Source organism: Escherichia fergusonii ATCC 35469 (assembly GCF_000026225.1).
Lineage (GTDB): Bacteria > Pseudomonadota > Gammaproteobacteria > Enterobacterales > Enterobacteriaceae > Escherichia > Escherichia fergusonii.
The window spans coordinates 1,504,332-1,518,504 of sequence record NC_011740.1; the positions used below are offsets into that span (position 1 = coordinate 1,504,332).

A 14,173-nucleotide genomic window follows, 5' to 3' on the forward strand; every position below is an offset into this window, starting at 1 on the left:
TGCTTTTTATACCAGGGAAAGATCACGTAACGCTGCTTTTTTGTACTAATTAATTCGCATTTTATGTTTAAAAATTGAGATATTCCTCATTACCTGAAGCTGTTTTTTATTGCTTATAGTATTCAAAGCAGGACTACGGCGCAAGATGAGAAAAGCGGCGATGGACAGAGGCTATCTGGCTACAGTCCTTGCGGGCTGCGGGGTTTCGTAATCTTGCCCTGGACATGCTTGATGGTGCTAAGAGGCTGTCAACAATAATTGCAAAGGGATTCAAATGAACAAAAATATTGTTGTAAATAAATTAGTTAGTGGATTAAATAGCTTGCTAGAAAATGGTTATATAGATCCTAACTCGGTAGACGACGATGCTGATGCATTAGAGTATTTGGGAGAGTTATTAGTACAGGATAAAACATGTTGTCTGTCTTTCTGTAAGAAAATTTTGTATACATTGACATCAGTTGATGGCGTAATTAAAGGCGCTGCTTTAGATTTTTTACTTTTATCTGATGATTGGCGGGATGCATTTGATTATTTAATGAATAACTCAGAGAGGCTATCTGTTAAGGAGTTAAAGACAGCCTTTTTTTATTTTTGCTGCGCAAAAAATGAAACTGCACCAAACCCTGTTCCCGACGGATTATTTAAAAAACTGAGAAGTCAATATAAAATTATGAAAAATGATTCTGATGCAAAGTTTTATGGTTTGCATGAAACATACGATGAGTTTATTAATAGCTACCAACTGAATGATTGATTTAAAAAATAATAAGAAAAATGAGAATAGACAGATGGTTGTAGTATGAGGGAGCTAATTCGCAGTTGAAAGTGGTTATGGATCTGGAGTGAAAAAAGATGAAAAATGTCAATAGATATTAGATGTTATAGTGCAATGGATCTTGGTGATTTAAGAGCTAAGTTAGATTGCCTTATGCAAAAGTATAGTTATATATTTAATGATGTGTATCATATATTTGAACCAGAAGGAGTTCTTTCTCATCAAGATATTAATGCGATCGATGAACGTGTTGAGAAATATAATTCAGAATCTACATTGTTGATTGCAGAAGAGTTTGGGATGATGAATACTAAATCTTGTTTTTCAATTAGGGTTATGGATAAAACATTTTCAGTTCTGGATACGCCAGAACTGGTTGACCTACTGAGGAAGGAGTTGGGTGATGGTCAGGGAAAGATCACGTAACGCTGCTTTTTTGTACTAAACAATTCGCATTTTATGTTTAAAAATTGAGATATTCCTCATTACCTGAAGCTGTTTTTTATTGCTTATACATGATCAAATACTCCTTACATAATTAAGGAGAACAAAATGGTCCTTAAAAAATTGATGGAACATATTTCTGGTATCCCCGATTACAGACAAGCCTGGAAAGTGGAAAATAAATTGTCGGATATTCTACTGTTGGCTATTTGTGCCGTTACTTCTGGTGCAGAAGGATGGGAAAATATAGAGGATTTTGGGAAAACACATCTCGATTTTTTGAAGCAATAGGGTGCTTTTGAAAATGGTATTCCTGTTCACGATGCCATTGGCAGAGTTGTATCCTGTATCAGCCCTGCAAAATTTCACGAGTGCTTTATTCACTGGATGCGTGACTGCCATTCTTCAGATGATAAGGACGTCATCGCAATTGATGGAAAAACACTCCGGCATTCTTATGACAAGAGTCGCCGTAAGGGAGCGATTAATGTCATTAGTGCGTTCTCAACAATGCACAGTCTGGTCATCGGATAGATCAAGACGAATGAGAAATCCAATGAGATCACAGCTATCCCTGAACTTCTTAACATGTTGGATATAAAAGGAAAAATCATCACAACTGATGCGATGAGTTGCCAGAGAGATATTACAGAGAAGATACAAAAACAGGGAGATGATTATTTATTCTCTGTAAAAGGAAATCAGGGGTGGTTTAATAAAGCCTTTGAGGACAAATTTCCACTGAAAGAATTAAATAATCCAGAGCATGACAGTTACGCAATGAGTGAAAAGAGTCACGGCAGAGAAGAAATCCGTCTTCATATTGTTTGCGATGTCCCTGATGAACTTATTGATTTCACGTTTGAATGGAAAGGACTGAAGAAATTATGCGTGGAATTCTCCTTTCGGTCAATAATAGCAGAACAAAAGAAAGAGCCAGAAATGACGGTCAGATATTATATCAGTTCTGCTGATTTAACCGCAGAAAAGTTCGCCACAGCGATCCGAAATCACTGGCACGTGGAGAATAAGCTGCACTGGTGTCTGGACGTGGTAATGAATGAAGACGACTGTAAAATACGAAGAGGAAACGCCGCAGAATTATTTTCAGGGATACGGCACATCGCTATTAATATTTTGACGAAAGATAAAGTATTCAAGGCAGGATTAAGACGTAAGATGCGAAAAGCAGCCTTGGACAGAAACGACCTGGCGTCAGTCCTTGCGGGGAGCGGGCTTTCGTAATCTTTCCCTGTAATATGGGGTGTTCACTTTTACAGGCTGCTCTTGATAAATTAAAAGGAAGATAATTATGTCATTAAATCCATTTGACGTTAAGATAAATGAAAAATTTTGTGAAATTAACAAATCTGATTCAAAATCAAACTTATTAAAAGAAATAAGAGATAAGGTTTACCTTATACAACCATATGATAATTATGCCTTAACATTTTATCACAATACTTTGTATTATTTCACTGCAAATAGCAAAAGATACATTGTCTTTGGTCACGATCTAGAAGGACATTTTGCAATTGAGGAAAAAAGCAGAAAAATCTATCACATAAGTAACGGTAAGAACGATCAATGTTCTTATTCATTGATTTTTTGCAATACAAATATAAATCATTTCATAAGCTTTAATAATATATTTATTTTTATGGTGCTTGAACAAGCTAAAATATTAAACTATGAAAATCAATGTGACTCTGATGATGAGAAAATATTCGATATCCTGGACAATTATTTCACTGAATGTGATCCTTTATCGATGGCCGAGGACATGTTTTGGCATGTCAGATCCTACATGCTACGTGATGGTTTTTTCCCTACGAATGACACCCAAATTAATTTTTACAAAGATATGATGTTAAAATCAAACATGACTAATGAATGATAATTAATTTACTTATAGTAATGGAATTGCTTATGAATTCCGCAGGACGGCATTTTTAACGGCACAGTCAACTCCCGACCGCCGCACACAGCAGACGCAGATTTTTTCTCTGACAGGCACTTATTTGCTGTCTGCCATCCATGATAACTACGGCAAACATTTAGCCAGTGGTGACTCGTTTGCCGCTGGTAACAAACGTGCCAGCACCTAAATGATGTAGTGTATTGAGTTTATCATCATCAAACTGCCAGCGGCCTTCGACAAATACCCGTGCGTCTGCCGCTGCTGATACCACCTCGCCAAACAGCGTGTCGTATTTTTCTTGCGCGGAAGTCGCTGGTAGCAATCGACACTCCATCCACGCCAGACATTTCTCTTCAACAAGTGGCAAACCAAGCACCGGGCCTTTCACTACTGGAATGCCGTAGCAATTAAATTTATCTTCTTCACGACCCGAGACACTTCCCACCGCCCACGTCCAGTTAGTCGCTGCAACACCTGGGACAACAATGCCAAATTTACCGTTACGCTCAATCAACTCCCTGGTCCATGTCGATTTATCTACCACAATCGCCACACGTGGCGGTTCAAACTCTACCGGCATCGACCAGGCCGCAGCCATCACATTACGTCGCTGTGATTTTTCATCAAAAGTTGTTATCAAAATAGTTGGGCCATGATTTAACAGACGGCTGGCATGGTGTAATTCGACGGGGATAAATCGGCTCACGGTATCGCCTCGCTAAGAAGGTTGTTTTAAAAGCGTAGCTCGTAACGCAATAAGTAACGAAATTAACGGGATTGGCGATTTGCGAACGTGAGGCATATCCGCGATCACACAAAATAGCCGGTGCGGCGTCTATTCCAGGTTATAAATTGAGAAAACCACAAACGGAAACGCCTGATGACACCCATTCTGAATCACTACTTTACCCGTATTAACTGGTCGGGAGCGGCTGCGGTCAATATCTAAACGCTGCGCGCATTACACCTGAAACACAATTGCACCATTCCGTATGAAAACCTCGACGTTTTGCTGCCGAGGGAAATACAGCTTGATGATCAATCGCTGGAAGAGAAACTGGTGACAGCCCGTCGTGGCGGCTACTGTTTTGAGCAGAATTGCGTGTTTGAGCGGGTGTTGCGGGAGCTGGGGTTTAACGTTCGTAGCTTGTTAGGGCGTGTGGTGTTATCAAATCCTCCAGTGTTACCGCCACGTACCCATCGCTTGCTGTTAGTCGAACTGGAAGGAGAACGCTGGATTGCTGATGTCGGTTTTGGTGGGCAGACGCTTACCGCGTCGATTCGTTTATTTCCCGATCTCGTGCAGACCACGCCACACGGAGAGTATCGGTTGTTGCAGGAGGGTGATGATTGGGTGTTACAGTTTAATCATCATCAGCACTGGCAGTCGATGTACCGTTTTGATCTCTGTGAACAACAACAAAGTGATTATGTGATGGGGAATTTCTGTTCGGCGCACTGGCCGCAGTCGCATTTTCGCCATCATTTGCTGATGTGCCGCCATTTGCCGGACGGTGGCAAACTGACACTGACCAATTTTCATTTTACCCACTATGAAAATGGGCACGCAGTGGAGCAGCGAAATCTACCAGATGTGGCGTCGTTATATGCCGTGATGCAGGAAAAGTTTGGTCTGGGCGTAGATGACGCAAAGCATGGCTTTACCGTCGATGAACTGGCGTTGGTGATGGCGGCGTTTGATACGCATCCGGAGGCGGGGAAATAGTTTGCGCCACGGGGCCGGATGCGGCGTAAACGCCTTATCAGGCCTACATTAGTCCGGTTGTAGGCCTGATAAGCGAAGCGCATCAGGTAAAGGTTTCAGAGTTCAATTTCCCATTCGGCATGGAAAAGAATCATCGCTGTGCCAGAAATGGTGACTTTCTCCGGTTGGTTATCTCGAATTGTCACCGTCACATCAATTACACCATCACGCCCCAATGCGCGCCCCTGATGGCCTTTAACACGCAACACGTTGCCATCGTGGGGTAATACGTTGTGATGTACTAACCATGCGCCCATCGGTCCATTGGCATTCCCGGTCACCGGATCTTCTACAATACCTATCGCTGGTGAGAACATACGACCATCGGTTTCATTTTTGCCAGGGCGGATCTGGAACGGGAAAAAACCATTGCAGCCAATTTGTTTACTAATAGCGGTCAGCGCAGCAAGGTCAGGCGAAAGGGCGTCGATATCCACTTCTGGTTTCAACGGGATCATCACTTTTGAGTGTCCTGTGGTTGCCACCTGGATCGGCAAACCCGGCAGAATATTGTCTTCGGTAAGATGCAATGCGTTGAGAATCGCCGCACGTGTTTCACCTTCCAGCGGTGGCTCAAAGCCTGGCGTACCTTGTTCCAGCGAAATACGATAATCATCATTTTGCTTTTCGATAGTCACACGATGTTTTCCTGCTAGCGACGTTTGCCAGACCGTGCAATTTCCCAAACCTAATACCTTTGAACGTACATAGTGCGCAGCCACCGTCGCGTGACCGCAAATTGGCACTTCAACCGTTGGCGTAAAGTAACGAACGTGTACATCGCTGTCGTCGCTGCGCAGCAGAAAAGCGGTTTCCGAATGACCTAGTTCGCGGGCGATAAGCTGCATTTGCGCTTCGCTAAGATTATCGGCGGGAAAAACAACACCGGCAGAATTGCCGCGAAACGGTTGAGAGGTAAAAGCATCGACGTGATAAATCTGCGGTTTCATTAACGTTCTCCTGTGGCTTATAATATTGACATTCAATTCTTTATTAATAATTCAAAAATCAGTACTGACAATAAAATAGACGGTGCTTAAAGCTATAATTTCAATATATCTGAACTTGAAAGCATTCAAAAATCGATTGAAAGCGCTTTAAATGATATCCGAAAACTAAAATCGTTATCCCGTAGTAATCACTGAAAGATGAAGCATATTGTGGGCAAAATGCTGCTCCGGATGTATTCCCGGAACAGTATTTTGAAAATAATTAAGCATTTCACTGGTATCAGCAGGGTAGAACTGTAATTCAGTATTTATTGCCTGTTTACGGCTGTTTCCCGAATTCACAGCTTAACTGTGTCCAACGACGTGCCTGTTCACTCAGCGTAAAACCTAAACCATGACGTTCAGAAACCCACATCCGTCCATCGCGCAGTTCCAGTTGTTCGTTAAATAGCGGATTTAACCATTCAAAATGTTCCAGCCACGGTTCCAGTGGGTAAGCTGCAGCAAGATGCAAATGAACCTCCATTGCAAAATGCGGTGCCAGTTTGCGACCATGTTTCGCCGCCAGATCCATGATTTTTAAAAATGGTGAGATACCGCCCACGCGTGGAGCATCTGGCTGCACAAAATCGCTGGCATTTCCAAGAATCAATTGCTCATGCTCGCGGAAACTGGTCAGCATCTCTCCGGTTGCTATAGGGGTATCCAGCGCAGCTGCTAGCTGTGCGTGCCCCTCTATGTCATAGGCATCCAGCGGCTCTTCAATCCAGATGAGATTAAAGTGTTCCATTTTTCGCCCCATCCTGATAGCTGTTTCCCGATCCCATTGTTGATTGGCATCTACCATTAGCGGGAAATCATCCCCCAGTGCTTCACGTACCGCAGTAAGTCGACGAATATCTTCCGCACAGTCAGGCTGTCCAACTTTTAATTTGATACCGCCAATTCCGTTTTCACGCGAGATAACAACATTTTTTAATACCTGATCGAGCGGAGTATGCAGAAAACCACCGGATGTGTTGTAGCACTGCACTGAATCCCGATGTGAACCCAGTAATTTTGCTAATGGCAACCCGGCTCTTTTAGCTTTCATATCCCACAAGGCGATATCAATAGGGGAGATGGCCTGTACAGCCATTCCACTGCGTCCAACAGAGGCTCCAGCCCACAGCAATTTGCTATAAATCTTGTCGATATCATTCGGATCTTCCCCAAGCAGATTATCGGCAATCTCCTTTGCATGTGCATAAATCCCCTGGCCACCAGCGCGTTTTGAATAGCTGAAGCCTACTCCTTCAAAACCATCACGAGATCGAATTTCCGCAATGATAATCGCCACTTCCGTTAATGGCTTTTGTCTGCCTGTTAAGACTTTGGCGTCGCTGACAGGCGTAGCTAACGGCAAAAAAGCCAGTGACAATTTTACCCACTCAATACGATCACCGGTTTCTGCAGCAGTTTTGCCGTTTGCAACTTTGGCGTAACTGACCGCTTCAGAATTGGCACTTAAGGACATGATTATCTCCATTTATCAATTATGTTTGCGCTAACATTAGTAATCTCTATGAAATAACCATTCCAGTTGAAAGAGTTATAATTGAACAATAGCTCACAACTTAAGACCGAATAATCAGTTATTTTGTTTAATGCATCACGATCCAGGTGATTCTGGGGAAATGCACAATTTTTCATGATAGCGATAACATTCATCAACTATCCGCTATGATTATCTGGACAAAGTATCCGTTGGGACTGGAGTTTAGTTTGAGCAGCAATGCAGAATAAAATTCAAAATAAATCAGAGGCTTCTGTTGTGAAAATACCAAAATCGCCACGAGCGCCGACGCTGGATGATGTTGCCCGTAATGCAGGATTATCGTCAATGACGGTGAGTCGGGCACTGAACACACCACAACTGGTGCGCCCGGCAACACTGGAAAAAGTTATGCAAGCGGTACGCGCAACCGGGTATATCCCCAATGCGCTGGCGGGAGGGCTGGCGTCACGGCGCAGTAAACTTATTGCCGTAGTAGTACCGCAAATCAACAACAGTATGTTTGTTGATACAATCCAGGCGTTAAGTGATGAGTTGGCGATTCGTGGCTATCATATTTTGCTCTGCGTGACAGGTTATAGCGAAGAAACAGAAGCCGAACTGGTTGCGACACTGCTTTCCCGCCGTCCTGACGGGGTAGTATTAACGGGCATTCACCATACTCATGAACTGAAAAAAATCATCCTGAATGCAGCAATTCCGGTGATAGAAATCTGGGATTTAACGCCAACGCCACTTGATATGTTAGTTGGTTTCTCTCATGAAAAAGTGGGGCAGGCGACAGGCGAATATTTAATTAAAAAAGGTTATCGTCGCCCTGGTTTGTTATGGACTGATGATCGCCGGGCGGCTCAGCGTAAACAGGGTCTGTGTGACATATTTTTTCGTCATGGTGTTACTCACCTGGCGCAAGTCAATGTTCCGCTGCCTGCGTCGTTGTCGCTCGGACGTAGTGGTCTTGCTGAGCTATTTGCCATGGCTGAATTTGATGTCATTGTCTGCAGCTCTGATACCCTGGCTCAGGGCGCGATAATGCAAGCCGAAAGTCAGGGTATGCGTGTGCCAAAAGATATCGCAGTAATGGGCTTTGGCGATCTCGATTTTGCCGCCAGTAATCGGCCTTCCATTACGACAGTGAGTGTCGACAGAAGCGGGATGGGGCAACGAGCCGCTGCACTGCTTGCTGATCGTATAGAAAACATTGAACGCGACGCATCAATTATTGATCTTGGTTTTCATCTTATTGAGCGCGACTCCGCATAAACAAACAAATGCCAGTCGCAGACTGTGCTAGCTTTGCTAATACTTTCAAAAGGAGCAAAACAATGCCGCATATCGATATCAAATGTTTTCCGCGTGAACTGGACTCTCAACAACAAGCAGCACTGGCAGCAGATATTACCGACGTCATCATTCGCCATTTGGGCAGTAAAGAAAGCTCAGTGAGTGTTGCACTGCAACAAATTCCACCGGAATCGTGGAAGTCCATCTGGGACGCAGAAATTGCTCCTCAGATGGATACCTTGATTAAGAAGCCTGGTTACAGTATGTGAAAAATTAGCCAGCGGTGACTCGCTTCCCGCTGGTAACAAACGTGCCAGCACCTAAGTGATGTAATGTATTGAGTTTATCGTCATCAAACTGCCAGCGGCCTTCGACAAATACCCGTGCGTCTGCCGCTGCTGATACAACTTCGCCAAAGAGAGTGTCGTACTTTTCTTGAGCAGAAGTCGCAGGAAGCAAGCGACACTCCATCCACGCCAGACATTTCTCTTCAACAAGTGGCAAACCAAGCACCGGACCTTTCACTACCGGAATGCCATAGCAATTAAATTTATCTTCTTCACGCCCCGATACACTTCCCACCGCCCACGTCCAGTTAGTCGCTGCAACAGCAGGAACAACAATGCCAAACTTACCGTTACGCTCAATCAACTCTCTGGTCCATGTCGATTTATCCACCACAATGGCCACTCGCGGTGGTTCGAACTCTACAGGCATCGACCAGGCTGCTGCCATAATATTACGCCGCTGGGATTGCTCATCGAAACTAGTGATCAGAATAGTAGGGCCGTGATTTAACAGACGGCTGGCATGGTGTAATTCGACAGGGATGAATCGACTCACGGTATCGCCTCGCTATAAAGGGGTTTTTAAAAGGGTAGCTCGTATCGCAATAAGCAACGAAATTAACGGGATCGGCGATTTGCTAACGTGATGGACGTCCGCGAACGCACAAAATAGCCGGTGTCGCGTCTAATCCAGGTTATAAGTTGAGAATACAACTGACAGGAACGCCTTATGACGCCCATTCTGAATCATTACTTTGCCCGCATTAATTGGTCGGGAGCTGCTGCGGTAAATATCGACACATTGCGTGCGTTACACCTTAAGCACATTTGCACCATCCCGTTTGAGAACATCGACGTTTTGTTGCCGAGAGAAATGCTGCTTGATGATCAATCGCTGGAAGAAAAACTGGTGACAGCACGGCGGGGTGGTTACTGCTTTGAGCAGAATGGTGTGTTTGAACGAGTGTTGCGCGAGCTGGGATTTAATGTTCGCAGTCTGTTAGGCCGCGTGGTGTTATCAAATCCTCCCGTGTTACCGCCACGAACCCATCGGTTACTGTTAGTAGAACTGGAAGGCAAGCAGTGGATTGCCGATGTGGGGTTTGGCGGGCAGACGCTGACAGCTCCGATCCGTTTAGTTCCTGATCTCGCGCAGACCACGCCGCACGGAGAATATCGCCTGTTACAGGACGGTAATGACTGGATTTTGCAGTTTAATCATCATCAGCACTGGCAGTCGATGTACCGTTTTGATCTTTGTGAGCAACAACAAAGCGATTATGTGAAGGGTAATTTTTGGTCGGCACACTGGCCGCAGTCGCATTTTCGTCATCATTTGCTGATGTGCCGCCATTTACCAGACGGTGGCAAGCTGACTCTGACCAATTTTCATTTTACGCATTATGAAAATGGTCATGCGGTGGAGCAGCGGAATTTGCCAGATGTGACGTCGCTGTATGCTGTGATGCAGGAACAATTTGGATTGGGTGTGGATGACGCAAAACATGGATTCACCGTAGATGAACTGGCACTGGTGATGGCAGCGTTTGATACGCACCCGGAAGCGGGAAAATAGTTTTAGCCAGGTGACCTATAAAAGCACGTAAATTCAGTGTATTACAGAGAGACTAAAGGCCTGATTAGCGTAGTTAATCAGGCAATTTTCGTTTGCCCGAAGGGATAATTCCCCATATTGAATTAAACAGTAATGATTACAACTGTAAGGATAAATCCATAGCGACACGGCGCAAAGCGGGAAGTGCTAGTTCTTTCAGTTCCGCGCCACTCATAGACGCAGACGGGACACCCACGTTCAACGCGGCAACCACCTGGTTATTTCGGGATAATAACGGGACCGCCAGAGAACACAGACCGACCTCGATTTGCCGATCTGCCAGGGCATAGCCTTGTCTGCGCACTCGCGCCAGTTCTTCACGTAAAGCAGAAAGTGAATTCAGGGTATGCGGGGTATAGCGAATCATGTTTATACGTGACAACGTCACGTTTAATTGTTCATCAGGTAGTGCACTCAGCAGAACTCTCCCCATAGAGGTCGCCCATGCGGGTAATCGACTACCACGACCAATATCTACACTAAGCAAATTATTGACTGCTGAGCGGGCAATATAGAGCACGTTATCACCATCAAGAGTTGCAGCAGAACAGGATTGTCCAAGGCTCTTACCCAGGCTATCAAGCGCCGTCTGAGCCACCTTTGCTAATGGCGTTCCGGCAAGATATGCATGACCAACCGCCAGTACGCGGGGCAGTAATTCGTAATGGCGACCATCCGGGCTGTGCACCATGCCAAGTGCAGCGAGAGTGTAGAGGCAGCGACGTACAGAGGCGCGAGAAATCTGTGTTTTCTGACTTAATTGCGAGATAGTCAGTCGTTGTCGCTGTGGCGTAAATGCATTGAGTACCTCAAGCCCTCGCGCCAGCGACAACATAAAGTTAGGATCATTTTTTGCGTACCCAATAACATCACTCATCGATTCCCTCTTTGTATGCGCCATGCGAAATTTACTATACCCATTGCCAAAAATGTGGCATCAGCAGTACTGCATTATACCACCTCGATCACACAATTAACCTCAAGTTAACATTTGTGCCGATTATCGCACAACATTTCGATTATCGCCGTTGACCATCTTGCCTGCTCGCTCCTATTGTCAAAGCACAACCACCGTTGGTTATCGCTGGCGGTAGAAAAAGTTATGTATTTCATACACAGGAAGAGACGATGAGCGCGACCGTAGAACGCATCGAATGTTGGCTGGTAGATTTGCCAACTATTCGCCCCCACAAGCTTTCCATGACCACCATGGGGTGTCAGACACTGGTCATTGTGCGTCTTACCCGTTCTGACGGTATTACAGGGATAGGGGAAGCGACCACCATCGGTGGCTTAAGTTACGGCGTGGAAAGCCCGGAGGCCATCGCCTGTGCAATTACAGATTACCTGACTCCCTTGTTAAAAGGGCTGCCAGCCGACAACCTTAATGCGATCACCGCGCGAATGAATGCGGCGATCAAAGGGAATACGTTCGCCAAATCAGCGATTGAAACCGCATTGCTTGATGCTCAGGGTAAAGCACAGGGATTACCTGTTTCGGCACTTCTTGGCGGTGGCTTGTCAACAACCTTGCCTGTCCTCTGGACCCTGGCGAGTGGTGACACAACAAAAGATATTGCTGAAGGTGAGAATCTGTTGGATCAGGGGCGTCACCAGGCTTTTAAACTCAAAATTGGTGCGCGGGAGTTGCAGGCTGATCTCCGGCATACCAGAGCAATTGTTGAGGCACTGGGAGATCGCGCCAGTATTCGCGTCGATGTTAACCAGGCGTGGAATGCCACCACAGCAGCCAAAGGATGTCGTGAGCTGGCGGCTATGGGCGTGGATCTGATTGAACAGCCTGTCAGTGCTCAGGATAACGCCGCACTGGTACGTCTGAGCCATCAGGTAGAAACGGCAATTCTTGCTGATGAAGCGGTGGCGAATCTTTACGACGGTTATCAACTGGCTCAACAAGGATTTAGTGGTGCGTATGCGCTGAAAATTGCCAAAGCAGGTGGTCCAAATAGTGTGCTGGCACTGGCTCGCGTGGCGCAAGCGGCAGGTATTGGGCTGTATGGCGGTACCATGCTGGAAGGCACTGTTGGCACCGTCGCCTCTTTGCACGCCTGGTCAACACTACCGTTGCAGTGGGGCACAGAAATGTTCGGTCCGCTGCTGTTAAAAGATGACATCGTTAGTGTACCGCTCACTTTTGCTGATGGTCAGGTAACACTCCCCCAAACACCAGGACTGGGTGTGGAGCTGGATGAAGACAAATTGCGTTTCTATTCCCGTAAAAGAAACGCGGTAACAGGAGAGAACCATGTTATTTAAAGTCGATATGACTGTGAATATTCCACGTGATATTCCTTTTGCTGAAATCGAAGATATAAAAAAACGTGAAAAAGATTATTCACAACAATTACAACGTGAAGGTAAATGGCGTCATATCTGGCGTGTTGCCGGTCTTTATGCCAATGTCAGTATATTTGACGTTAAAGACGCCGAAGAATTACATGAATTATTAATGGCACTACCGCTATATCCGTTTATGGATATTAATGTAGAGGCGCTTTGCCGTCATCCTTCTTCAATTCGTGATGATGACCGTTAATTAATATCTTACCTCATGCCGGATAACTCCGGCATTATCCTGGAACAATAAAAGTGAGAATAATATGAGCAATTCATTTGTTAAACACGAAGATGTGCAGAATTTACTGCGCATCAGCGCCGGGTTAAATACTACTGATGGCGACGAACGTTTTAAATCGATCATGCATCGTTTATTAGAAAATATTTGTACTTTAATTGATGACTACAATATCACACAGGAAGAGTTCTGGCAGGCAATCAATTATTTGCATGAGCTGGGCGGCCGACAAGAAGCGGCATTGCTGGCAGCCGGTCTGGGGCTGGAGCATTATCTTGATCTGCGCCAGGACGCCCTCGATGCGGCGCAACAGCGTGAAACGGGCACGCCGCGTACCATCGAAGGCCCACTGTATGTCGCTAACGCGCCTTTGTCAGAGAGCCATGCCCGTATGGATGATGGTGCGGACGCCGGGGAAGTGATGTGGTTGCATGGTCAGGTAAAAGATACGCAAGGCCGCCCGGTAGAAAACGCGATTGTTGATATCTGGCACGCTAATACGCTGGGTAATTACTCCTTCTTTGACCAGAGCCAAAGCGAATATAACCTGCGTCGTCGTATTCGTACGGGAGCTGATGGTCGTTACAGTGTGCGGAGTATTGTGCCGTCCGGGTACGGTTGCCCACCAGATGGTCCAACCCAAAAACTGCTGGATCGCCTGGGTCGTCATGGTAATCGCCCGGCGCATATTCACTTTTTCGTTTCCGCGCCTGGACATAAGCACCTTACCAGTCAGATCAACCTGAATGGCGATCAATATTTATGGGACGACTTTGCCTTTGCTACCCGTGATGGGCTGATTGCTGATCCGGTAAAAGTTAATGAAAGTGCAAAAATTGCTGAGCGCGGGCTTGATGGCGAACACACTGAAGTACGCTTTGACTTTACATTATGTAAAGCTCAAAACCCGGATGAAGAGCAGCGTATTACCCGCCTGCGCGCACAAGAATAAATTCTCCTTTCGCGGTATTACGTTGA

14 protein-coding genes and 3 pseudogenes are annotated in these 14,173 nt (G+C 45.5%); 12 read left to right on the forward strand and 5 right to left on the reverse strand.

What is annotated here, in order from left to right:
* Positions 1-118: 118 nt before the first annotated feature.
* The 5 genes and pseudogenes from EFER_RS24820 to EFER_RS07420 form a co-directional block, all read left to right on the forward strand.
* A pseudogene (locus tag EFER_RS24820) lies at positions 119-211 on the forward strand (hypothetical protein); the annotation flags it as partial.
* A gap of 63 nt (positions 212-274) precedes the next feature.
* Complete coding sequence (locus EFER_RS07400; protein WP_001038880.1) at positions 275-757, forward strand: hypothetical protein; 483 nt, start codon at positions 275-277, stop codon at positions 755-757.
* Positions 758-862: 105 nt separating this feature from the next.
* On the forward strand, positions 863-1,204 hold the full coding sequence (locus EFER_RS07405; RefSeq protein WP_000020702.1) for a hypothetical protein: 342 nt from the start codon (positions 863-865) through the stop codon (positions 1,202-1,204).
* A 126-nt stretch (positions 1,205-1,330) separates the two neighbouring features.
* A pseudogene (locus tag EFER_RS07415) lies at positions 1,331-2,467 on the forward strand (ISAs1 family transposase).
* Between the two features lie 67 nt (positions 2,468-2,534).
* A complete protein-coding gene (locus EFER_RS07420; protein WP_000056164.1) occupies positions 2,535-3,119 on the forward strand; it encodes an SUKH-4 family immunity protein in 585 nt (194 codons plus the stop codon).
* 160 nt (positions 3,120-3,279) lie between these two features.
* On the opposite strand, the gene EFER_RS07425 is transcribed toward EFER_RS07420, so the two are convergent.
* Positions 3,280-3,849 (reverse strand): flavin reductase family protein, encoded by a 570-nt coding sequence (locus EFER_RS07425; RefSeq protein ID WP_000085924.1) that lies wholly within the window; start codon positions 3,847-3,849, stop codon positions 3,280-3,282.
* 174 nt (positions 3,850-4,023) lie between these two features.
* Here EFER_RS07425 and nhoA (EFER_RS07430) point away from each other — a divergent pair.
* Positions 4,024-4,869: pseudogene (gene nhoA / locus EFER_RS07430) on the forward strand (N-hydroxyarylamine O-acetyltransferase).
* Between the two features lie 95 nt (positions 4,870-4,964).
* On the opposite strand, the gene EFER_RS07435 reads toward nhoA (EFER_RS07430), so the two are convergent.
* Both EFER_RS07435 and EFER_RS07440 read right to left on the reverse strand, forming a co-directional pair.
* On the reverse strand, positions 4,965-5,858 hold the full coding sequence (locus EFER_RS07435) for a PhzF family isomerase (RefSeq protein WP_000804308.1): 894 nt from the start codon (positions 5,856-5,858) through the stop codon (positions 4,965-4,967).
* 319 nt (positions 5,859-6,177) lie between these two features.
* Positions 6,178-7,374, reverse strand: coding sequence for an L-talarate/galactarate dehydratase (locus EFER_RS07440; protein ID WP_000058772.1), 1,197 nt, complete (start codon positions 7,372-7,374; stop codon positions 6,178-6,180).
* Positions 7,375-7,671: 297 nt separating this feature from the next.
* Between EFER_RS07440 and EFER_RS07450 the strand changes: the two genes are divergently transcribed.
* Together EFER_RS07450 and pptA are read left to right on the forward strand one after the other, a co-directional pair.
* A complete protein-coding gene (locus EFER_RS07450; protein WP_032242946.1) occupies positions 7,672-8,676 on the forward strand; it encodes a LacI family DNA-binding transcriptional regulator in 1,005 nt (334 codons plus the stop codon).
* Positions 8,677-8,738: 62 nt separating this feature from the next.
* Positions 8,739-8,966 carry a tautomerase PptA gene (gene pptA, locus EFER_RS07455; RefSeq protein WP_001120155.1) on the forward strand — a complete coding sequence of 76 codons (228 nt, stop codon included), beginning with the start codon at positions 8,739-8,741 and terminating at the stop codon, positions 8,964-8,966.
* Positions 8,967-8,970: 4 nt separating this feature from the next.
* On the opposite strand, the gene EFER_RS07460 is transcribed toward pptA, so the two are convergent.
* A complete protein-coding gene (locus EFER_RS07460) occupies positions 8,971-9,540 on the reverse strand; it encodes a flavin reductase family protein (RefSeq protein WP_000085919.1) in 570 nt (189 codons plus the stop codon).
* A gap of 174 nt (positions 9,541-9,714) precedes the next feature.
* On the opposite strand from EFER_RS07460, the gene nhoA (EFER_RS07465) reads away from it, so the two are divergent.
* The gene (nhoA, locus tag EFER_RS07465; RefSeq protein WP_000187888.1) at positions 9,715-10,560 is read left to right on the forward strand and encodes an N-hydroxyarylamine O-acetyltransferase; all 846 of its coding nucleotides are present in this window, start codon (positions 9,715-9,717) and stop codon (positions 10,558-10,560) included.
* A 136-nt stretch (positions 10,561-10,696) separates the two neighbouring features.
* Here nhoA (EFER_RS07465) and EFER_RS07470 read toward each other — a convergent pair whose 3' ends face one another.
* The gene (locus EFER_RS07470) at positions 10,697-11,500 is read right to left on the reverse strand and encodes an IclR family transcriptional regulator domain-containing protein (RefSeq protein ID WP_015953391.1); all 804 of its coding nucleotides are present in this window, start codon (positions 11,498-11,500) and stop codon (positions 10,697-10,699) included.
* A gap of 227 nt (positions 11,501-11,727) precedes the next feature.
* Between EFER_RS07470 and EFER_RS07475 the strand changes: the two genes are divergently transcribed.
* The 3 genes from EFER_RS07475 to catA all read left to right on the forward strand — a co-directional run bounded on the left by EFER_RS07475 (position 11,728) and on the right by catA (position 14,147).
* On the forward strand, positions 11,728-12,876 hold the full coding sequence (locus EFER_RS07475) for a muconate cycloisomerase family protein (RefSeq protein ID WP_001277045.1): 1,149 nt from the start codon (positions 11,728-11,730) through the stop codon (positions 12,874-12,876).
* On the forward strand, positions 12,866-13,156 hold the full coding sequence (gene catC / locus EFER_RS07480; RefSeq protein ID WP_000897969.1) for a muconolactone Delta-isomerase: 291 nt from the start codon (positions 12,866-12,868) through the stop codon (positions 13,154-13,156). The genes EFER_RS07475 and catC overlap by 11 nt, the downstream gene beginning before the upstream one ends.
* A gap of 64 nt (positions 13,157-13,220) precedes the next feature.
* Complete coding sequence (catA, locus tag EFER_RS07485) at positions 13,221-14,147, forward strand: catechol 1,2-dioxygenase (RefSeq protein ID WP_000071453.1); 927 nt, start codon at positions 13,221-13,223, stop codon at positions 14,145-14,147.
* Positions 14,148-14,173 lie beyond the last annotated feature (26 nt).

What these genes read in the sequence shown, in the direction of transcription:
- EFER_RS07400 (WP_001038880.1), top strand. Translation starts at nt 275, where the DNA reads ATGAACAAAAATATTGTTGTAAATAAATTAGTTAGTGGATTAAATAGC.
- EFER_RS07405 (WP_000020702.1), top strand. Translation starts at nt 863, where the DNA reads ATGTCAATAGATATTAGATGTTATAGTGCAATGGATCTTGGTGATTTA.
- EFER_RS07420 (WP_000056164.1), top strand. Translation starts at nt 2,535, where the DNA reads ATGTCATTAAATCCATTTGACGTTAAGATAAATGAAAAATTTTGTGAA.
- EFER_RS07435 (WP_000804308.1), bottom strand. Translation starts at nt 5,858, where the DNA reads ATGAAACCGCAGATTTATCACGTCGATGCTTTTACCTCTCAACCGTTT.
- EFER_RS07440 (WP_000058772.1), bottom strand. Translation starts at nt 7,374, where the DNA reads ATGTCCTTAAGTGCCAATTCTGAAGCGGTCAGTTACGCCAAAGTTGCA.
- pptA (WP_001120155.1), top strand. Translation starts at nt 8,739, where the DNA reads ATGCCGCATATCGATATCAAATGTTTTCCGCGTGAACTGGACTCTCAA.
- nhoA (WP_000187888.1), top strand. Translation starts at nt 9,715, where the DNA reads ATGACGCCCATTCTGAATCATTACTTTGCCCGCATTAATTGGTCGGGA.
- EFER_RS07470 (WP_015953391.1), bottom strand. Translation starts at nt 11,500, where the DNA reads ATGGCGCATACAAAGAGGGAATCGATGAGTGATGTTATTGGGTACGCA.
- EFER_RS07475 (WP_001277045.1), top strand. Translation starts at nt 11,728, where the DNA reads ATGAGCGCGACCGTAGAACGCATCGAATGTTGGCTGGTAGATTTGCCA.
- catC (WP_000897969.1), top strand. Translation starts at nt 12,866, where the DNA reads ATGTTATTTAAAGTCGATATGACTGTGAATATTCCACGTGATATTCCT.
- catA (WP_000071453.1), top strand. Translation starts at nt 13,221, where the DNA reads ATGAGCAATTCATTTGTTAAACACGAAGATGTGCAGAATTTACTGCGC.